The organism is Paenibacillus harenae (assembly GCF_030812415.1).
GTDB classification, from domain to species: Bacteria; Bacillota; Bacilli; order Paenibacillales; family Paenibacillaceae; genus Pristimantibacillus; species Pristimantibacillus harenae_A.
Genome location: NZ_JAUSST010000002.1, coordinates 453,343 through 473,736, shown reverse-complemented (window position 1 = coordinate 473,736; position 20,394 = coordinate 453,343). Strand labels below are relative to the sequence as shown.

16 protein-coding genes and 1 pseudogene are annotated in these 20,394 nt (G+C 54.3%); 7 read left to right on the top strand and 10 right to left on the bottom strand.

What is annotated here, in order from left to right:
- The first annotated feature begins 211 nt into the window (after window positions 1-211).
- Window positions 212-427 carry a small acid-soluble spore protein Tlp gene (gene tlp, locus J2T14_RS07025; RefSeq protein WP_307203673.1) on the top strand — a complete coding sequence of 72 codons (216 nt, stop codon included), beginning with the start codon at window positions 212-214 and terminating at the stop codon, window positions 425-427.
- 56 nt (window positions 428-483) lie between these two features.
- Here the strand turns inward: tlp and J2T14_RS07020 are convergent, their stop codons facing one another.
- Together J2T14_RS07020 and J2T14_RS07015 are read right to left on the bottom strand one after the other, a co-directional pair.
- Window positions 484-1,350, bottom strand: a complete 867-nt coding sequence (locus J2T14_RS07020) for a MurR/RpiR family transcriptional regulator (RefSeq protein WP_307469256.1) — start codon at window positions 1,348-1,350, stop codon at window positions 484-486.
- Entirely contained in the window at window positions 1,347-2,405 is a 1,059-nt protein-coding gene (locus tag J2T14_RS07015) for a phosphotransferase (protein WP_307469253.1), read from the bottom strand. Before J2T14_RS07015 ends, J2T14_RS07020 begins: the two co-directional genes overlap by 4 nt.
- Window positions 2,406-2,540: 135 nt before the next feature.
- Between J2T14_RS07015 and J2T14_RS07010 the strand changes: the two genes are divergently transcribed.
- The 3 genes from J2T14_RS07010 to J2T14_RS07000 are packed head-to-tail and all read left to right on the top strand — an operon-like array spanning window position 2,541 to window position 7,690.
- Window positions 2,541-4,115 (top strand): FAD-dependent oxidoreductase, encoded by a 1,575-nt coding sequence (locus tag J2T14_RS07010; RefSeq protein WP_307469252.1) that lies wholly within the window; start codon window positions 2,541-2,543, stop codon window positions 4,113-4,115.
- 24 nt (window positions 4,116-4,139) lie between these two features.
- Complete coding sequence (locus J2T14_RS07005) at window positions 4,140-6,851, top strand: glycoside hydrolase family 10 protein (protein ID WP_307469250.1); 2,712 nt, start codon at window positions 4,140-4,142, stop codon at window positions 6,849-6,851.
- 23 nt (window positions 6,852-6,874) lie between these two features.
- Window positions 6,875-7,690 (top strand): creatininase family protein, encoded by an 816-nt coding sequence (locus J2T14_RS07000; RefSeq protein ID WP_307469248.1) that lies wholly within the window; start codon window positions 6,875-6,877, stop codon window positions 7,688-7,690.
- Between the two features lie 573 nt (window positions 7,691-8,263).
- Here J2T14_RS07000 and J2T14_RS06995 read toward each other — a convergent pair.
- The 4 genes and pseudogenes from J2T14_RS06995 to J2T14_RS06980 form a co-directional block, all read right to left on the bottom strand.
- Window positions 8,264-8,413: pseudogene (locus J2T14_RS06995) on the bottom strand (TFIIB-type zinc ribbon-containing protein); the annotation flags it as partial.
- A gap of 80 nt (window positions 8,414-8,493) precedes the next feature.
- Window positions 8,494-8,718, bottom strand: coding sequence for a hypothetical protein (locus tag J2T14_RS06990; protein WP_307203665.1), 225 nt, complete (start codon window positions 8,716-8,718; stop codon window positions 8,494-8,496).
- Between the two features lie 107 nt (window positions 8,719-8,825).
- The gene (locus J2T14_RS06985; protein ID WP_307203664.1) at window positions 8,826-9,146 is read right to left on the bottom strand and encodes a hypothetical protein; all 321 of its coding nucleotides are present in this window, start codon (window positions 9,144-9,146) and stop codon (window positions 8,826-8,828) included.
- Between the two features lie 82 nt (window positions 9,147-9,228).
- Window positions 9,229-9,798 carry a xanthine phosphoribosyltransferase gene (locus tag J2T14_RS06980; protein ID WP_307469244.1) on the bottom strand — a complete coding sequence of 190 codons (570 nt, stop codon included), beginning with the start codon at window positions 9,796-9,798 and terminating at the stop codon, window positions 9,229-9,231.
- A 200-nt stretch (window positions 9,799-9,998) separates the two neighbouring features.
- On the opposite strand from J2T14_RS06980, the gene J2T14_RS06975 reads away from it, so the two are divergent.
- A complete protein-coding gene (locus J2T14_RS06975) occupies window positions 9,999-10,718 on the top strand; it encodes a hypothetical protein (RefSeq protein WP_307469241.1) in 720 nt (239 codons plus the stop codon).
- Here the strand turns inward: J2T14_RS06975 and J2T14_RS06970 are convergent.
- Complete coding sequence (locus J2T14_RS06970) at window positions 10,715-12,004, bottom strand: ArsB/NhaD family transporter (RefSeq protein WP_307469239.1); 1,290 nt, start codon at window positions 12,002-12,004, stop codon at window positions 10,715-10,717. The genes J2T14_RS06975 and J2T14_RS06970 overlap by 4 nt on opposite strands.
- 98 nt (window positions 12,005-12,102) lie before the next feature.
- Between J2T14_RS06970 and J2T14_RS06965 the strand changes: the two genes are divergently transcribed.
- Complete coding sequence (locus J2T14_RS06965) at window positions 12,103-13,140, top strand: YkvI family membrane protein (RefSeq protein WP_307469237.1); 1,038 nt, start codon at window positions 12,103-12,105, stop codon at window positions 13,138-13,140.
- Window positions 13,141-13,152: 12 nt separating this feature from the next.
- Here the strand turns inward: J2T14_RS06965 and J2T14_RS06960 are convergent, their stop codons facing one another.
- The 3 genes from J2T14_RS06960 to J2T14_RS06950 are packed head-to-tail and all read right to left on the bottom strand — an operon-like array spanning window position 13,153 to window position 18,891.
- Entirely contained in the window at window positions 13,153-16,446 is a 3,294-nt protein-coding gene (locus tag J2T14_RS06960) for an AAA family ATPase (protein ID WP_307469236.1), read from the bottom strand.
- Complete coding sequence (locus tag J2T14_RS06955) at window positions 16,443-17,717, bottom strand: metallophosphoesterase family protein (protein ID WP_307469234.1); 1,275 nt, start codon at window positions 17,715-17,717, stop codon at window positions 16,443-16,445. Before J2T14_RS06955 ends, J2T14_RS06960 begins: the two co-directional genes overlap by 4 nt.
- 46 nt (window positions 17,718-17,763) lie before the next feature.
- On the bottom strand, window positions 17,764-18,891 hold the full coding sequence (locus J2T14_RS06950) for a glycosyltransferase family 4 protein (RefSeq protein ID WP_307203656.1): 1,128 nt from the start codon (window positions 18,889-18,891) through the stop codon (window positions 17,764-17,766).
- Between the two features lie 143 nt (window positions 18,892-19,034).
- Here J2T14_RS06950 and J2T14_RS06945 point away from each other — a divergent pair, with 143 nt between their 5' ends.
- Window positions 19,035-20,207, top strand: coding sequence for a GGDEF domain-containing protein (locus J2T14_RS06945; protein WP_307469233.1), 1,173 nt, complete (start codon window positions 19,035-19,037; stop codon window positions 20,205-20,207).
- Window positions 20,208-20,394 lie beyond the last annotated feature (187 nt).

The following is a 20,394-nucleotide window of genomic DNA, read 5'->3' as shown; positions in this document are numbered from 1 at the left end:
GCTCCAATTTTCGTCGCCGACATGCAGGATTTTTTCTCCACTTATTACTTATATATTAGAGAAAAAAACCTTTATTCTTCATTGCCGGAATATTAAGCGGTTACATGCGGCATTTCGCTAATCCGTTGGAAACGATTATTGAAGCGGAGCATAAAATCATTCGTTTAAGCTCACTATAAATAGGTATTTTGCTGGCAAAGGAGGGATTTACATGGCAAAACCGGATAACCGTGCAGATAACGAGGTTCATCTGCAGCAGCATATCGACAATACCACTGAGAATTTGCGAGAAGCCGAGGATTACTTGGACGAGCATGCTAGCGAGATCTCGGCTACGGAGAAGCAGGACATCGAAGCCAAAAACGAACGTCGTAAACAGAGCATTGACAGCTTTGCAGCGGAAAAACAAGACGAAGCCGGCCAATAAGGCTACGAAAACCAGCCAAGCGATTCCTTATCGCTTGGCTGGTTTTCTGCCTGCGTTCAATATAGTTTATCGGCAACGGAACGGGCCGTTTTGTCCAGCGCCTCGGCCGCATTGCTTTTCTTATACGACAAGAGCGTGCACAAAATGTCCAGCAAATGGATTTGCATAATCTTCGTAGAGAGAGAGCCGCCTTCGGTCGGCATTTCCCGCGAGGGAACAAGCAGGATCGTGCCGGCATGCGCCGTAATCGGCGAACGCATATGGCTGGTCAGGCATATGACCTCCGCCCCGTTCTCCTTCGCTTGACGCATCGGATCAACCAAGTCGCGCGTGCTGCCGGACGTCGAGATGCCGAACACGACATCCCCCTTCTTCACGAGGGAAGCCGACATCGCAATAATGTGCGAATCTCTGTGGGCCTCCGCATTCATCCCGATCCGCATCAGGCGATAGTGAAGGTCGAGCGCCGTAATACCCGAAGAGCCAACGCCGTAAATATATACTTTATCGGCTGCAAGCATGCGATGGACCGCCCGGTCCAGATCGCCGGGATTAATGAGGTCAAGCGTGTTCTTGAGCTTCATTTCGTTGCGGGCCGTCATCTTGCGGGCTTTCGTCAACGTATCGTCTTCCAATTCGATCTCGACGTTCGAGACCGAGGGGAGATTGACGATATCCTGCGCGATTGAAAGCTTGAATTCATGATAACCGCGGAAGCCCAGCTTGCGGCAAAACCGGATGACGGACGTTTCTCCTACGCCCGCTTGCTCCGACAAATCGGTCACCGTTGCCATAACGGCTTCCTCTGGATTGTTCCTTACGAAGTCGGCTACTTTCTTCTCCGCTTTCGTCAATGAGCTGTAAATGCTCGATATAAGGAGCAGCGTATTCGATTGGTTGATTTTTTGTCCCGCTATTTTCATCGTATCCACTCGCTTCGCGATAATATTCCGTTACGAAAGGCTTGAGCCGCCCATTCCGCCCACACCGGGACGTTCGCCGACAGCGTTTGCAACGAGGCAAACGTGAAGTCCGCTTGCTCGGCGCCAAGCTTCTGTTCGTCCTCTCCGAAAATGACCGTGTCCATCGAACGCCGCATATTGTACTCCAGCCAATCGAGCATGCCTCCCATACGTCCGTAAATGGCGGCTTCGATCGGCGCATGCGCTTCTCCTCCCGCTTTCGCATACGCTTCGATGACGGCCATGAAAGCGAGGCGGTCGATCTGACCGTCATCTCGCTCGCTCCAGCTCAAAGCCGCATCGATTAATTCCAGCGTCGGATGGGTCGGGCCGGCCGATTCCCAGTCGATGATGGAAGGCTGGCCGCCGCTGCTCCAAAGTACGTTTCGCGGATTCAAGTCGCAGTGGCTGACGGCAGCCTTGTGCCGCAACTGCATGCTCGCGTCTTCGAACAGCTTGTTCCATTCAAGCAACGATTGTCTTCTCGCTTCGAAGGATTGCGACCACGGCATATGGCAACGGCTTCCCCGTTCAAGCAAAGCTTCCCAATGGCTCTGCGGGTACACCTTCCAAGATAGACTGGGCATATCCGGGAGCTGAAGCCTATGAAGACGCTCAAGCAGCTCTCCGATGGTTCGCGCATGACGGTCATCCCGTTCCGATGGAGACAGCATGCTCCCCTCTATCCACTCGAACAACATATAAGTCGATCCCGCAATATCGGCTAACGGGCTATTCTTCAAGGCTATCGCCAATACGGCGGGAATGCCCGCCGCCGCAGCTGCCCGCGCGACTCGCTCCGACCGCAAATAATTTGGCCTGGCTTCGGGACGCGCCATAATTTCCGGATTCAGCCTCTTGAGCGCATATCGGCCGGAAGTCGTATGTATAAGCCACATCTGATGCAGGTAACCGCCAAATACTTGCTCGGCTTCGGCTGACAGAGCCCCGATTCCGTAATACCGGCAAATATCCCCGATCCTTAGGCTGTCGTCTTCGTCATTTGCCTGTTCCATGCCTTGCAGCTCCCTTCCGGCTTCGATAAAAAAAAGATATTTTTTTTAATTCCGGCACATAAAGTGGATATTATCTCTATCCTCTATTACGATATAGCCGTTTCGCGAAAATTATGCTAGAAAGGCGGGAATGAAATGGCGAGGCACGACGGAAAGGCCGACGTTATCGTGCTTGGAGGCGGACTTGGCGGCTGCATGGCGGCTTTAGCCGCCGCCAAGCTCGGGATGAAGGTCATTATGACGGAGGAAACGGATTGGATCGGCGGTCAACTAACGAGCCAGTCCGTTCCGCCGGATGAGCATCCATGGATCGAGAGCTTCGGATGCACGAGGACTTACCGCGAGTTCCGCGACCGCGTCCGCCGCTATTACAAGGACAACTACCCTCTTCATGAGGCAGCAAACAACGATGAACGGCTAAATCCCGGCAACGGTTGGGTGAGCCGGCTCTGCCATGAGCCGAAGGTTGCGCTTCATGTGCTGGAATCGATGCTGGCGCCGTATACGAGCAGCGGGCGCATATCCGTTTGGCTCGGCTGGAAAGTAGAGTCGGCGGCGACTGCGAATGACCGAATCGAATCCGTCACCGTGGGGCATGCCTCGGACGGCTCGCTGCGGACGCTGCGCGGTTCCATTTATATGGATGCGACGGAATGCGGCGACCTCCTCCCGCTGGCCGGCGTCGAATACGTGTCCGGCGCCGAGTCCAGGCGCGATACGGGCGAGCCGCATGCGCTGGACGAAGCCGATCCGCTCGATATGCAGTCCTTTACGTTCGTATTTGCTCTCGACTACGTCGAGCAAGGCGATTTTACGATCGATAAGCCGCAGCAATACGAGTATTGGCGAACGCTCGTCCCTCCCTTCTCCCGCTTCCCTCTGTTCGGCTGGAAGATGGGCGATATACACGACCCTAGCCAAGTCAAAGAAATAAAGTTCTTCCCCGACGGGAAAGAGCCGATGCCGTTCTGGACATACCGCCGCATCATCGACCGCTCGCTATTCGAGGACGGTTTATTTGCAAGCGATATCACGTTGATTAACTGGGCGCAAAACGATTATTACTTGGGCCCGATCTACGAGGTATCGGATGAAGAAAGGCAAAACCACCTGGAAGGAGCGCGTCAGCAAAGCTTATCGCTCGTCTATTGGCTGCAAACCGAGGCTCCGCGTCCCGACGGCGGCAAGGGCTATCCGGGACTTCGGCTTCGGGGCGACGTGCTAGGCACGGAGGACGGCATCGCCAAAGCGCCTTATATTCGCGAATCCCGCCGGATCAAAGCGCGGTATACCGTTACGGAAAACGATGTAAGCGTCGAAGTCAGGGGCAAGCAAGGCATCCGGCGATACGAAGACAGCGTTGGGGTCGGCAGCTATCATCTCGATCTCCATACGACGACCAAATCGAACCGAGGCTTCTTCATCCCGTCTTTGCCTTATGAAATTCCGCTCGGGGCGCTGCTGCCCGTCCGGGTCAAAAACATGCTGCCCGCCTGCAAAAATATCGGCACCACGCAAATCGCGAACGGCTGCTACCGACTCCATCCGACGGAATGGAACATCGGCGAGTCTGCCGGTTATCTGGCCGGTTATGCAATTGCAAACCGCATTTCACCGCATGAAGCACGAGACGATCCGCAGCATTTGGAAGCTTTCCTCACTGTCCTTCGCGAGCAAGGCATAGAAACCCGTTGGCCTGATCATCTATAACTTTTAGGATTAGGGGTGAATTTCATGAAGACAACACATAATTGCAAGCTTCTCCTTTGCATCGTTCTTCTACTGTTCAGCGTATCGGCAACGGCTTACTCCGAGCCGGTTCCCCGGGCGACTGCGTCACCGCCTACCGTTACGCTAGAAGATGGCTCCGTATACGTCATCGACTTGATCGATCAAGGGAACGAGGACGGCAAGCTCTCGATTTTCACTAGAAATTCCGGCAAGGCGACTCCTCCGTCGGATGCCTATACGGTTGAAGCGATTATTACGAACGGCATCGTCGCTGCAACGTATGCGGGAAGCCCGCGCGGCACCTACATTCCTTCGAACGGATACGTCCTGTCCGGAACGGGCAGCGCAGCCGGTTTGGTAGACGCGCTTCGTATCGGCGAATCGTTAACGCCCGACTTCCCTATTCCCGTCCTGCCTAGCAAATACTTTGCCTTGAACGGCCAAGTGGTGCCGATTACGCAAGTCAATAATGCCCGCGGTGCGGCGGACATCGTCCTATACGAACCTGCATTCGGCTCATCGACAAAGACGAATCCGTGGGGGCTGGAAATAACGGTGGAGCAAGGCATTGTTACGCTCGTCGTCGCCATCGCGCAGGATGCCGGCGGCAATTGGCTTGACAACGATTCGCGAATTCCGGCCGGCGGCTATGTGCTTTCGATCCAAGCCGACAGCCCTTATTACGGTATACTGAACGGCACGGTTCGGGAAGGAGACGCGATAGAGTTGAATATCGACAATGAATCATTGATCCAGGCTTATAAGACGGTTTATGATGCCTTTAACCCGAAGACGAGGGAAGATAACCCGGGCGGCTGGGATGACGGAAGCAACTCGCCTTACCCCGGTCATCGCGGAACCGATCAGCTTATTATTTACGATAGCGGCTACGGTTCTTCGACCGGCACGAACCCATGGGGTTACGAGGTCGTTGTGAATGCCGGAGGCAAAGTCGTTCATACGGGAGGAAACAACTCCGCCATCCCAGCCGGCGGTTATGTCGTCTCGGGGCATGGCGTCATGTCCGATTGGCTAAGCGCGAACGTGTCCGTCGGCAGCACCTTCAAACTGCTGCCCGACAAGAAGCAAGTACTCTTCCTCTTCACGCCTGAATCGTATTTGGATAAAGCCGAGATCGGCATCGAATCGGCTGAGCAAAGCCTGATGCTTGCGAAGCAGCAGTTTCTGGATATCGCCTACGATAGAATCGGGCAGCAATTGGCATCGGTCAAAGCCGAACTGGCGGATTTAAGAGAACAAACCGAGCAAGGCGATTTTGCCGATTTTACGGAAAGCTTTGCGGAGCTTGGCGATCAAATCGATCAAGCCGCCTATATGGGCTACGAGTCGCGCGCCGTCGAACACCGCGCGGTCTGGATCCGTCCGAAAGAAACGAGTCTTGCGCAGGTTCAAGAGCATGTGGCTAAACTGCGCAAACTTAATATAAACGCGATTTATTTGGAAACCTGGTGGAACGGCTACACGATCTATCCGACGGAGAACCCGCTAGCCGCGCACAATCCGATGTACGCCGGGTTCGATGCACTTGAGGCATATTTGGACGAAGCGAAGAAATCGGGTATCGAGGTTCATGCCTGGGTAGAGAACTTCCTGATCGGCGTCGGCAGCATGGCGGGCCCTGTTCGATCGCTGAAGCCAGAGTGGTCGATGATTAGCAGGCAAGGCCACGATTATCAGGATGTACCGCTTTATAACACGCAGTATTATTTCCTGAATCCCGTGCAGCCCGAGGTCAGAGATTTTGTATCCGACGTCTACAAGGAGCTGCTTCAAACATATAACGTAGACGGCTTGCATTTGGATTATATCCGTTATCCCGATGCCGGCGACTATACAAACGATTTTGGATACGATCCGTACACCCGAAACCTGTTCCAGCAAAAGCATGGCGTCGATCCGATTGATCTGCATCCGGGCGACGAGCTATGGAGCGCTTGGGTCGATTTGCGAACGAACACGATCAATGAATTCGTATATCGCATATCCAGTGAAGCGAAGAGGATCAAGCCAAACCTCCGGGTTTCCGCTGCCGTATGGCCGAATTACGCGGTTGGCCCGGTATTCATGCATCAGGAACCGAAAGACTGGTTAGCGAAAAATTACATCGACCAGCTGTTCCCGATGTCCTATCACCCGGACGCTTCGTCCGTCGCAAGCGATGCCGAAAATTCCGTAGCGCTCGCGGGTGGCAAAGCGCTGATCGCGATCGGCGTAGGAACGAATCTCGGGCTTTCGAACGAAATGCTGCTGCAGCAAATTAAACAGTCCGTCGACGTCGGCGCTTCCGGCACTGCGCTATTTGAATTCGAATCTTTGTTTGGGAACGGTTACGACAAAGCGCTGCTGGCCGGCTTGTTCAGCAAGCAAGCGATCGTACCGGATAAAGATGCAGCAGCTTCCTTAATAACGATCATTGCCGAAATGCAGCGCAAAATCAAAACGATCTACGTGCCGAACGAAGGCATGGCAGACGGCAAAAAGTACGATATGGAGCTTGAGCAGATCGAGAAAGCTTGGAAGGAAAAAAAAGACGGAGCGAGAAACTCAAAGGAAAGCATCAATAAAATAAATACATTAGTCAATAAGATCGATGCTGACAAAGATTTGAACGATGAAGTGAAAAATAGAATGAAGGCGGATTTGGATTACTTAAGCTCAATCTTGACGGTCCATCTTTCAAAAGCTTCTAAATAATAACGTGAGGAAGGATATAGCCTATGCTGTGGGAAAATTTGACCGTCAAGCAATTCGAGGAAGCCGTCCTGTCGACAAAACGCGTATGCGTGCTGCCGATCGGCTGCCTGGAGAAGCACGGCGACCATCTGCCGCTTGGCACCGATATGATGATTGCGAGAACGATCGTGGAGCAAACCGCCGAAGCCGAACCTATCGTTATTTTCCCCTACTATATATTCGGCCAGGTTTCCGAGGTTAAGCATTACGCGGGAACGGTCGCGCTTGGCGGAGAAATGCAAACGCGCCTATTGCAAGAAGTGTGCAAAGAAATTAGGCGCAACGGCTTCAACAAAATTATTTTGGCCAACGGCCATGGCGGCAACAATCATATGCTGAACTATTTTGTCCAAACGATGCTCGATGAGCGAAAGGACTATGCCGTCTATGCCTACGATTTGTGGGGATTGTCGGCCGAGCAGCACCAGCAGCTCGAGAGCCGATATGTCACGCCCGGCGAATACGGTCATGCCGATCACATGGAAACGTCCGAGATGATGCATATCGCGCCCGCGCTTGTCCATATGGACCGATTAAACCCGGGAGAATGGCATCCCACGGAGCGAGGGCGGCTGCTTGTCGACAACAAGACGGCTGCCGGCATCCATTGGTATATGGAATTCCCTAACCAAATCGCCGGCGATCCTTCGCTCGCTACCGCCGATTACGGCAAAGACTATATCGCCTTCTGCGCCGACAACTTTGCCAAAGCCGTCCGAGCCATTAAGCACGATGCATCCGTCCTGGAGCTGCAAACGCAGTTTTTCGACCGATGCGACGACGTTTCGAAAATCCGGTAAGCGAAAAGGACTGTTGACGCCCGGCGGGCGGCAACAGTCCTTCTTCTATCTCGCAGCGGTGTTTTAATCGAATAAATCTCCGAATACGTCTAGCACCGTTTTTTTGCGTTTATGGGAATGACCGTATTTGTTATATCCGTGCTTATCGTAGCCGTATTTGTCGTAGCCATGCTTGTCATAGCCGCCTTGAGTATGGCTGTTATTATTGTAGCCTTGTTGCCCGTATGGGGGCTGATGGCCACCGCCGAAAACTTGAGGCTGCGAACCGCCGTAGTTGTTCATCGGAGTCACCTGCGGATTGCCCGGATTGCCGAAGCCCTGCTGACCGAAGCCGCCTTGCTGCTGCGGCGGAATGGGCTGGCCCTGCTGATTAGGCTGAACGAATGGACCGCCGCTGCTCACCTGAGGGAAACTCGGCGTTCCTTGCCCTTGCGGCTGACTATTGTTAACCGGCTGATTATTGTTATTGGCTGCCCATGAGCCCGGCGCAGGACCGCTCGCAGGCTGCGCCGGCGTTGCTGCCGGTCCGCCAAACGCTCCGGCGCCCGCCGAATATTGCTCCAGCCTTTCAACCTCCTGCTTCATTTCCTTCACGCCCTGCATGAGCTTATCCAGCTCGCCGCGATCCAGCCATACGCCCTTGCAGTCCGGACATACGTCGATAAGCACATCGTCCTTCACGACCTCGCGCATTCTAACATCATTACATACGGGACATTTCATCCGTCTCTCTCCTTATACTTATTGTTCATCCATTATGCTTCTTTACACAAAATACGCAAAGCCACAATGAACGTATCATCTTATGTAGGGTCTGTGTATGGCGCCGGTCTCTCTTCCGAAGCAAGCGCAATGCTGTATATGCGGCTTAGCTTTACGACACGGCGATTCGGACGGCGCACGACGACGGAAGAGTCATCCCATGCCACGACGATTCCGACGACATCGTTCATCTCAAGCTCGTCGCGCACGACGCGCACCTTCTCGCCGCTTAGACGATATTGATTAAGCTGATCTTCGCTTATCAATGCAATTCCTCCGATTCGATAGGCCTGTATTTTGAAAAACCTCAACGAATGCGCGCAGCACTCATTGAGGTTCAATTCAAGTCATTCTATACGAGTCTAATTAAGCTTTAGCTGACATGTTCCTTGGAATCGTTCGTCTCATACCATTCGTCGAGCACGCGCGAGGACATCACGCGCTTGGCAATATATTCAGCCTGGCGTTCGCTGAATTGGCCGCGCCATTCAATCGACAGCTCATCGGACAGCTTCACGATCGTAAGCAGCTCCGACCACGCCACATATCTTTTGTACCAGAAAAATTGCGGATGCTCAATCATATAAGGATATAAATCGTCAAATTCGGTATGTTTGCAATCCAAAGCACGCTCAAAATGAATTTTTGCGTCATTCAACTTCGCATTCATAAAATCAGTAGACATTTCCCCCATAGCATGTGCCTCCCCTCATTCGCTTCTGTATCATTATAAGCCATTTTGTCTTGTCGCGAAAGTGCGTAATCGCTGGAACATCTTACTCGAACGTAATTTCGCCGTTGTCGAGCGATGAGATGCGTACGAGCGGCTCGACCCTGATCCCTTGCTCTCTAAGCGTTCTACCGCCCGCTTGGAACGATTTCTCGACCACGATGCCGAGGCCTACAAGCGTCGCTCCCGAACGCTCGATAATTTTGATCAGGCCGCGCGCCGCGTCGCCATTCGCAATAATATCGTCTATGAACAGTACCTTGTCTTCCTTGGACAGAAACTGCTTCGACACCATGATATCCGTAACCATCCCTTTGGTGAAAGAAGGCACCCGCTCGCAATATGCGTCCGGATCGGCGATCAGCGTCTTCTTGCGTCTTGCGAATACGAGCGGAACGCCGAGCACGTACGCAGTTGCGAAAGCTGCCGGAATGCCGGACGACTCGACCGTAATGACCTTCGTGATCTCCTCTTCTGCGAATCTTCTTGCAAACTCTTGCCCCATCTCCATCGTAAGCGCCGGATCGACCTGATGATTAATCAGGGCATCCATCCGCAGCACATCATTCGACAATACCGATGACTCTTCCAATATTCGTTGCTTCAATCGTTCCATCTTATTTCCCTCCGCCAAAAATCCCTTTTCGATAACGTAACATACGTCAGGCGGATAGTGCAACCTTCATGGCAGGTTACTAAGTAAACCTTATAATACTTCTATTTACACAAGAAAAATATTCCAACAGGGTGGGGGAAAGGAGAAACTTTTTCCTGTTTTTGTGCGTCTTATTTATGAAGATGAAAGGAATGATAGCGATGAGAACTCCTAGGAGAGACAGGCCCGCATTCGCGAAGGCGGCTTCAGCAGCCGTATTCGCTCTTGTTATCGCCGGTTGTCAGAATCAGGCTGAGCCGACAGCTCCCCCAGTCGCGGAAATAGCGGAGCAGCAGCCCTTTCAAGAAAACAATAACGCAAACAGCCCCCAGAAGACGTATCTGGAGGATGAACATAAACAAGCCCCGTCCGAAGAACCGAGCCTAAGCGACGCAGGCACGGAAAGCAACATTCCCGGGGAGACGTCCGCGCTTCATAATGACGAGCCGGATAAAGCGGTTGTCAATACGGAGAGCGAGTTTCAGCACTGGGCGACATCGAATCCGAAGCTCGTCGGTATCGGCATAGGCGATTCGGCAGACGAGATGACCCGTCTATTCGGCGAGCCGATAGACAGCTACAGCCTTGAAGAAGATGCGGATGCGGTAACCGTCAACGAGTACGACGGGTTCGCCATCGGTATTAATGAATCGCGTTCCGTACAATATATTGAAGTGTATAGCGATCATATTTCGGCAGGTCTTAGCGGACTCGCGATTGGAGACAAGCCCGATACGGCTATCGGCCAACTCGGGAAGCCGTCCACCCAAACCGAGTACTTGCTTACCTACGAAGCCGAAGGCGCATTGCTGAAGATCGATCTCGATCCCGCACAAAACAGCATCGTGTCGATTAAGCTGCTGACTGCAACGGACAATTAAGACCAGTTTTGCGTGCATAAACCAATCAAAGCTACGAGTAGGATAGGCAGCGTCAATACGATACCGTATTTCGTGTATTCCCTCCATCCGATCTCGACGCCGCCTCGTTTTACCAGCTGCATCCAGAGCAGCGTCGCAAGCGAGCCGATTGGCGTCAGCTTGGCACCGACGGAGGTCCCGATCAAGCTGGCATACGGCAAGTAATCAGGGCCGTTTACCCCTTCAATCGCAAGTGATGAGATTAATACGGCCGGCAGGTTGTTAATGGCCGCGGCTAACAAAGCGAATAGGAGCCCTGATCCGTAGATGCCCGCCAGTTCATGCTGGTCGGCTACCTTCGCGAGCAGGGACGGAAACCACGCGACTGCTCCATGGATATGAAGGCTGTATACGATCAAATTCATCGATAAAGCAAATACGATAATAAGCCATGGCGCTTGAAGCACCGTTTGCTTGAACGGGGCACGACCTGCCATCGCTGAGGCCGCCCATTGCGCTGCCGCGCAGCCCAAAGCAATAACCGAGATAGGCAAGCCCATTTCCTCCGATAATATGTACCCTGACATCATAATGACGATAATAACCCACGACAGTCGAAAAACCCGCTTGTCCCCTATGGCCGTAGCCGGCTTCGGGAACGCAACCGTACTCGAACGATCAACTTCTTCGTTAAGTATCCCCTTCCGCAGGATGAACGCAGTGACGCCTATCGTTGCCGCTATGGCAAGCAAACCCGGCAGCAGCATTCTTGAGGCATACTCCCCAAAGGGGATTTGGAAGAAATCCGCCGTCAATATATTCGTTAGGTTGCTCATCATAAGCGGTGCGCTTGCCGTATCGGCCATGAGTCCGACTCCGAGCAAATAAGCAAGCCTGCCTCCGCGCGAAAGCCGCAGCAATGCCGTCACCTCTAGCACGATCGGCACCATTATGAGTATCGTGCCATCGTTGTTAAAGAAGATCGTAATAAACGCGGCAAGCAGCGACAAACCAACGAACAACAGCATTTTCCGGTGATGAAGCCGATGAACGATGTGCAGCGCAGCCCATCGGAAGAAGCCGTTCTGATCGAGCAGCGCCGTGAAGATCATGATGCCAATCAACGAGAACGTCGCATTCCATACGAATCCCCATATGTACGAAGCATCCTCTGCCTGCAGCAATCCTCCGATAAAGAGCAATATAACGCCCGCTAGCGCGAAAAATGCTTCATTCACCCCTTTGGGCTTAATGAATATAAGAATGAGAGCCGCTATAAATACGGCAATTGAAATCGTCATTGTCATGAAAATCGTTCCCTTCGGGCAAAAATGTCATGCCTGTCCTCTTCGCGACATAACTTCTTAATAGAGAAGTTCGTTTTTCGATTGGAGGACGGTAGACGATGTGGAAGCGTACTGGCAAAGTACTGCAAATCGCTTCAACGTACGTAGGTACGATTGTAGGAGCAGGCTTTGCATCCGGTCAAGAAATTTTGCAGTTTTTCACCCGTTTCGGTTTCTACGGCACGTTTACAATCGCGATCGCCACGATTCTGTTCATTTGGCTCGGAGCGAAGATGATGCTGATTGCAAGCGAAATAAACGCCAAATCGTATGAGGATCTGAATAAGGCGTTGTTCGGCGACAAATATGGAAGGTGGATCAGCCACTTCATGCTCGTCGTCCTATTGGGCGTCACCGCCGTCATGCTCGCCGGCGCTGGCACGATCTTCTACGAGCATTGGAACATTTCGTACCAATCGGGCTTGCTGATTACGGCCGCCGCCTGCTATTTTCTGCTCCGCAAAGGGATGAAGGCGATCTTGACGGTGAATGCGATCGTCGTTCCGCTCATGCTGATCTTCACGGGCTTCGTCATGTTCGATACGTTCCATACGCCGGGAGCGGACAAGTTCCTTACTCTGACAAGCGATTATTCGCCTTGGGCGGCATGGTCCGCGCCTTTCCTGTACGCGGCGTTCAATCTAACGATGTCTCAAGCCGTTCTCGTGCCGCTAGGGGCAGAGGTGAAAGATCGGAAGACGATCATCGCGGGCTCTTGGGTCGGAGGCATCGGGATCGGCTTCATGCTGCTGGCCGGGCATATCGCCTTATCGGTCCATATGCCCGGCATTCAGCAATTCGCCATTCCGATGGGCGGCATTGCAAGGCAGCTCGGGAGCACCGTGCAATACATTTATATTATGCTTATATTCGCCGAGATCTTCACGACCCTCATTGCCGGCATCTATGGCCTGTCGCTTCAACTGCATGAGCGGTTAAAATGGGCTCGCGGCGTTCTGACGATCATCGTTCTCGTCGTCTGCTATATCGCCAGCCAGATCGGCTTCGGCCCGCTGTTATCGACGCTGTACCCGGTATTCGGCTTAATCAGTCTCGGCTGGCTGCTCCTTATCATCCGCAAGCAAACCCAGACGTGACGAAGCAGCTCGTTAGCGAACGGCTGTACGGATAGTAACGAGCGAAGCGTCCTTGCAATAGTCCAGAAGCGCAGCGCGCACATGCTCATGGCAGGTCATTACGATGACCTGCCTTTGCTGCGACAACTCTGCAATGAGCTTCGCCGCCGCCTTCAGCCGTTCCTTGTCGAAGTTAACGAACACATCGTCAAGCAGCAACGGCAGCTTAACCGCATGCGATGCTTCCTCCGCTAGCGCGAAGCGCATCGCCAAGTAGACAAGCTCCGCCGTGCCGCGGCTCAGCATGTTGCTGTCGACGATGCGGAGGTCGGCCGATTCCAGCCTAATGCCCGTCTCCCCGGGACTGCTAAGCACCCGGATGTATTTGCCGTCCGTAAGCGCCCGGATTAGGCCCGAAGCGTTGCGCAGCACGACAGGCTGGCGCTCCTCCTCGTAGATCCGCCTCGTTCGGCTGATCAAGGCGGCGCTGACGGCAAGCATGGCATAGCGCTCTGCATCGCTATCCAGCTGCGATAGGAGCAGTTCTCTGTCGGCTAGCAGTCGTTGCCTCTCCTTCGTCCGCAGCAGTTGGTCGATCTTTTGCCCCAGCCGCCCCTTCTGCTCCAGCCTCTCCTTCTGCTGTGCTTCGAGCCTCGCAAGCTCTTGCTCCGCTTCGTCATTCAGCGCTCGCAGTTGCTCTTCGTCATAGCCGTGAAGCAGCTCCTCCAGCTCCCGCAGTCGCTGTTCGCTAAGCCCGGCTGTCAGCTCAAGCCGCAGCTTGTCCAGCGCGAGATCCAGCTCGGCGAGCGTGCTTCGGTGGAGCAGCGCTTCCTTGTACGCTGCAACGCTTGGCAGATCCGCTTCATGCAGCAAAGCTTGCATAAGCGGCTGAAGCTCGGCGAGCGAGGCTTCGGCGCGAGCGATTGCATGCAGCAGCTCGTCCTGCTGCTGCCGGGCGCGAAGCGCCTCCTCCATGACGGCGGCATGACGGCGCGTCTCGGCCTGCAGCAATCGCAGGCCTAGCGCCGGATCTGCCGGCAATTGCTTGGCGGCGTCAGCGAACGCTGCGCAAAGCTTGGCCGCTTGCGATTCGAAAGCGGCGATCTGCTCGGCGACGGCGGTTTGCTTCGCCGTCAGCTTGTCGTATTGGCGCAGCCGGTGCAAAGCTTGCTCGGCAAGCTCGATCGCTTCGAGCGCTGCCGCCGGCGACATATGCGGCGGCAGCGCCCGCTCTTCCAGCCAGCCGCGCCACTGCGCAGCGGCTGCCTGTTTCGATGACGCTGCGGAGGCGGCTGCCTCGCTGCGTTCGTTCAGCTGCTCGCGCAAGCGTACCAGCTTGCGCGCTTGCTCGCTAATACTGCCCTCCAGTCGCTCAACGATCTGGAGACGCTCCAATCTTGCTTCAACGGCGGCATGCAATCCGCTGCGCATCCGCTCGGCGGCAAGCGTCTGTTCAGCCGATCCGCCCCCGTCGCCTCGCGGCGGGAATAACATCGATGCCGCCGCTTGCTCCGGTTCTCGTATTACGGCAGCTAACGCGCGTACGAGCCGCCGCTCCCTCTCGCGAAGAGACTCGTTATCCGCCTTGTTACGTTCCGCTCTCGCTCCAGCTCCAGCTCGTCCGCCGCTGCGCGATCGGTTTTTCGGCGATCGTCCAAGCGCCAACGCCATCAACACCAGCGCGATGAGCGCCATCACGGTAGCGGCTATCCAACCAATTCCGGCAGCGCCATCAGCGCCGCTGGACGCCGCAGCAACAGCACCAAGCGCCAACGCCGCTCCGCCCGCTCCAGCCGCCGCAGCCCATAACGGGCCGGCTCCGCCTCGGCCCGCAGCCGCGCCGCGCTCGGCCGACGGCTCCGCCCCGTCGGCCGCTGCGGCTGCGACAAGACGCGTCCGCTCGAGCTCCCACTCGCGGAAAGCCAAATCCAGGGCGTTCCACGCCCCCCTCAGCGCTTCCCGCGTACGCGGCAAAAGCGCGAAGCCGCCCGCCGCATGCTCGCCGGCCATGGCCTCGCGTTCGAGCGCCGCCGCAGCTTCGTCGCGGATGCTCTCCGCCTCGCGCTCTTGCCGCTTCAGCGCCTCGAGCTCCGCGGCGATCCGTTCCTCGCCGCGCGCCTGCTCCGCCTCCTGCTGCCGCAGGCCGCGAATATAATCGCGGTCGGCAACCGTTACGCGGAGCTCGCGCAGCTGGCGCTCCGTCCACTCCGGCGCGATGCTGCCAAGCAGCCTGGCTATCGCTTCATCATGAGACAGCAGCTCTGTGCGAAGCTCGGCCAGCTCCAGCTTAAGGAGCCGGTAACCTTCCGCCGACTGCACAAGCGTCTCTGTCTCAACGGCGGCATCCAGCAACACTTGATCATAGGCGGCAGCTTCCAGCTGCTGCTCCGTCAAGTACAACTGCTGCCGGTAACGCTCCAGCTCTGCAGCATGCTCTGCGCTTAGCCGCGAAAGCTCATGCCAGCTCCGCTCAGCTTCAGAGCTGATCCGTTCGGCATAAGCAAACCTTTCCCGCTCAATAAGCAGCTTCTCCTTTTGGAGCCAAACCGCTCTTGCCTTGCAGGCTTTCGCAAGCAATTGCTGCCTCGACGCTAGTCTAGGAAGCTCTAGATCCCGCTCCGCGAGCTCTTCCTCCAGTCTCTCAGACTGCCGCACAAGCGAATTGTAAGCATCGATGGAATCCTCGTGCTTGCGCAGCTCCGCATCGATCTGTTCCAGCTCCCTAAGCTGTTTGTTCATCGTTTTGATCGATCCCTTGGGCTTGAATAGCTCCTCCATCTCATCCCGCAGCTTCTTCTCGGCCGCAGCGATAGACTTGCCGTTATCCCAGCCGGCCTGATACAAATATTGGCCTAGCTCCTCGCCGGACAAAGCGCCGACCTGCTGAAGCTCCGAAAGCGTCACAGCGAACAATTGCCGATACATCCGTTCGCTGATACCGCCCAAATAACGCCGCTCCAGCTCCGCTTGCAGCAGCCATATCCCTTCGGCAAGCCCGCTGTCGCCGCTTGCTTCCGCTTCAAGCTGTCGCAGCGTAAGCTTCCCCGTTCCGTCGGCCGCATAGCGCTGAATCACATAGGCGTTGCCCGCTCCATCGCGCCAAAATAAACGCCCGCCATGGCGTCCGCCGTTGACCGGCTCCTGCCGTTCCGCAGCTTGAGCCGATCCGCGCTTCGCGAAGCCGTACAGCATCGTTCGGATAAAGCCGAATACGGTGCTTTTGCCCGCCTCGTTAGGTCCATACAGGATAGTGACTGGCGCATTCAGATCGATCTTCTCGTTATGTAACTGACCGAACCCGTCGATCTCGGCCTCCATAAGCCTCATTGGCCATTCCCCTCTCCGGCAATCAGTCCAAGCACATGCTCGCGGGATCGCTCCAGCCATTGCTCGGGCAGCTCCTCCCATTTGCTTCGCAGCAGCTTGCCTAGCTTCTGATGCCCGGCCATCGCATGAACAGCCTCTTTGGCGAAAGCCTCCCAGCTCTCTTCGCCGGCGGCAAGCTTGGCGCTCAATCGGCAAAGCTCTCCGGCGAAGCTGTCCTCCGCCGCAATTTCCTCCCAATCCAGCTCCGATGCCGTACGATTGTCCAGCGCATAAACCCACGTCATTCGCTCCTCGCCAAGCTCTTGAAGCTGCTCCAGCAGCGCAGCTACCGCTTGCGGTTCCGATAATCGGCGATGCAGCGGGCCTCGCCCCGCAAGCTCCAACCTGACCATGGCGAAGCGGCCTTCGAGATCCATCCCAAGCCGTGTCATCGCCGATTCAAGCTGCTGCAGCAGCTCATGCTCCGATTGGATCGCTGCGATCGACACTTGATCTTCCAGCCAGCGCACATCGTCCAGCGGCATGAATTGCAAATCTACCGCCCCGGCTGCCGTCACATCTACAAGGTAGCAGCCCTTTTGCCCGGTTTCGCGGGGATTTCGTCCCTGCGTGTTGCCCGGATAGACGACATGCGGATATTTATGCAGCACTTTGCGGTGATGGATATGCCCTAGCGCCCAATAGTGGAAGCCTGCATTGCCGGTAAGCTCGTCCAGCGTGCAAGGCGCATAGGGGTCATGTCCGTTATCGCCGCCAACGTTGCCGTGCAGCATCGCGATATGGAATGGAGCGCCGGGCATCGCCCTATAACGAAGCGCCAAGTTGTCCGTTACGCTTCGTGAACCGTAGGAAATGCCGTAAACAAAAGCAGCCAGCTCACCGTCTCTACGGTAAGCCGGCTTCGATTCGATTTGGTCCGCGCTAAAAATATGGACAGAGGAGGGCAGCTTCAAATCTACCCTTGCCCCGCTTAGCGGATCGTGATTCCCGTGAATGACGAATACGGCGATGCCATGCTCGGCGAGCCTCTCCCATTCGCGCGCAAGCCGCAGCTGAGCTCGCAGCGACCGGTCGGCAGCGTCGAACAAATCTCCTGCTAGCACGAGAAAATCGACTTTCTCGGCAATCGCCGTATCGGTTAATTGACGCATAGCCGCGAAAGTCGATTCGACCAGCCTTTCGCGAAGCGCTTCCGGCGCTTTCGCCAATCCGCGAAACGGACTGTCCAGATGCAAATCCGCCGCATGTATGAATCGAAACGGTACTGCCATGAACCCCATCCCCGCCTCTGTTTCTATAATAATAAGCCTAGTGTTGTTACTCCGGCTTCAGGTTGATATACACTTTCTTAAGCTGTGAAATGACCCGTTGCAGCGAATAGACTTTCTTCGCTTTGTCCCAGCCGGCGCGCGCCAGATTATAACGGTAGGAAGGATCCGTCACGACCTTCTCCAGCGCTTCGGCGAGCGCAATCGGATCTTCCGGCGGTACGAGCAGGCCGTTGACGCCGTCATCGATTTGTTCGGCAATGCCGCCTACATTCGTTCCCACTAGCGCCAGCCAGCATAATGCCGCCTCGGCGAATACGGAACCGAACGCCTCCGCCCTCGACGGCAGGACGAACACATCGAAGAAAGGCATGAATTCTTCCGGATGAAGCATGTAGCCATAAAAAATAATATCGTCGTACAAATCCAGCTCCACCGCGAGCGCCTCCAGCTCCTCGCGAATCGGGCCGTCGCCGATAATATGAAGCACGAACGGATTCCCTCTGCGCTTAAGCTCCGCGCAAGCCTTCAACAATATATCAAGGCCCTTTGCCGGCACAAGCCTGCAAACCGTAATCAGCTGCGTAACTTCGTTCTCATGCGCGCTTGGTCTGAACCTTTTCTCGTCGAAGCCGTTCGGAATGACTTTAATACGCTCGGGATGCTTCACCTGCGGAGCGATATAGGAACGGAACGATTCCGATACGGTCAGAAGCTGATCCGTCTTCGCTTCCAATTCTCCGTATATTTTCATCAAAAATTGATGCTCCGGTCCGCCCTCTTCAATTTTCCCGTTCAAAATAAGCTCGCGTTCGTAGCTGGAGTGAATCGTCATGGCAACCGGCGTATCCGGGAACAACTGCTTCATAACTAACGCGGCGATAGGATGATGCGCGTGTATGATATCAAACGGGCGATTCAGCCGAAGCCGGGTCCACCATACGTAATCGCGATAGGTTTGAATATATTTGTCCACCATTGCATTTCCGCTGAATTCCGTCCAATCGAACGTTTCGAACACTACGTCCTCTTGTCCTTTGCCTCTTACGCGCTTAGGCAGCGAGAACAACTCCATCTGCCAGCCCAGCTTCATGAATCTTTCCTGTATATAAGGGACCATCGATGATACCCCGCCCGGTTGTTCCGGGGGGAAAAACAAAGCCTGCAATATATTCATGTGTCCCACTCTCCTTCTTCCTAACCGTTCTGTGCTCGACGCATAATACGCAAAAAGCTTTTCCATCGCCGTAAAACATGATATATTAGAACATATGTTTCTGTAAAGCTAGTACATTAACTACATACTAACGAGGTTTACACATGACAATTATCGATTGGCTTACTGGACCTAACGGGCAGCTATTCTCTTCGGCTGCCGTCATTATCATTCTCATACTGATGCTCTTCATGTCCATCAAGCTGTACGTTAGCTATCGCAACAAGCAGACATACAAGTGGCTCGCGGGCGCGATACCTCTTATCATTGCAGAGCAAGTTTTGCTTATTCTACTCGCTTATCCCGGCTGGTCCTTATCGCCATGGATCTATTTATCCGCCACGGTGCTGCAAATCATCTCGTTTATTATTATAAACTTTGTTTTCATGAAATTATATACTCATCGTTCCGCTCAGCTTAAAGTAATCCCGTTCATTATTATGATGATGTTAACGATCGTCATAGCAGGCGTCCAATTTGCGATCCAACCGTTCGCGCCCGGGACGGTTCCGGCCGGTTCCATAATGACTTTTCCGGCTCTGGACTTCTATGCGGTCATCGTTACGTTCATGATACTGCTTGATACGCGCGGCGCGGAGATGAATGCCAAGTACAATGCCAGCCTTATCGTTTTCTTCGTCTATGAGCTATCCCGGCTTGCTGACGATTATTTGTTCCAAGGCTCGCTGCCGTGGCTCATTCTGCTTAGTCATCTGTTGCCGATCATCTATTATACGATATTATTTTTACTGCTTTTTGATTGGGTTATCGATCGGCTCATCTCAACCTATCAATCATCCGTCGTAGACGGTCTTACGGGCCTCTACAATCGCCGCCATTTCACGGCCAGAGCGCAGAAGCTGCTCGCTCAGAACCGGCCGATGGCTATCATTTTCTGCGATATCGACAACTTCAAGAAGCTTAACGATACATACGGTCATCACAAGGCAGACGGCGTATTGAAGCAAGTGTCCGAGATTATTAAGGAGGAGACGAGCGGCATCGGCTCGGCCGGCCGTTATGGCGGAGAAGAGCTCCTAGCCTGCATGAGCGCCGACAAAGTAAAACCGGAGATCGTCGCCGAAGCGATCCGAAGACGCGTTGAGCAGGAAACAATGGTTACGATCAGCGTCGGCGTCAGTACGAATAAGGAAGGCAAAGAAGTACAGGATCTCGTCAAGCAGGCTGATGAAGCGATGTACCGTTCCAAGACGACCGGCAAAAACAAAGTGACAATGTTCAAAGCGATTTCTGCCGCTTCCAAAAAATCAATGTAAAACGGCAAAAGCCCCCGCTGTCGCGTATTACGCGACAGCGGGGGCTTTTCTACGATTAAAATCGACATACAACATGGCATGGAACTTAATAACTGGAATTTCTCCCGTTAAGAGCCGCTCCACGTCCACTTTATCAAATAGATGGAATTTGTCCTGTTAATATCTTCGTTTTACGGTCGGATGGGTG